This is a genomic window from Shewanella sp. AS16, from assembly GCF_021412365.1.
GTDB lineage: Bacteria > Pseudomonadota > Gammaproteobacteria > Enterobacterales > Shewanellaceae > Shewanella > Shewanella salipaludis.
The window spans coordinates 1-290 of the sequence record NZ_JAKCLK010000278.1 but is presented as its reverse complement, the minus strand read 5'-3'; the positions used below and the strand labels follow the sequence as shown (position 1 = coordinate 290).

Genomic DNA, 290 nt, shown 5'->3' with positions numbered 1-290 from the left:
CGACCCATGATGGCCCCGGTATCCGCACGGTCGTATTTCTTAAAGGCTGTTCGCTGGGCTGCCGCTGGTGTCAGAACCCGGAAAGCCGCGCCCGCACGCAGGATCTGCTGTATGACCCACGACTCTGTCTGGAAGGCTGTAAGCTGTGCGCTAAGACCGCACCGGAAGTGATTGAGCGCGCGTTGAATGGTTTGCTTATTCATCGGGAAAAGTTAACCCCGGAGCATTTTACGGCGCTAACCGACTGCTGCCCGACACAGGCGTTAACCGTGTGTGGTGAAGTGAAAAGC

At 57.2% G+C, this 290-nt stretch carries 1 protein-coding gene; it reads left to right on the top strand.

Features of this window, described 5'->3' with window-relative positions; translation table 11 throughout:
• Window positions 1-290: 4Fe-4S cluster-binding domain-containing protein (locus tag LZP73_RS20290; RefSeq protein WP_234236738.1), on the top strand; the 290-nt coding region annotated here is incomplete at both ends.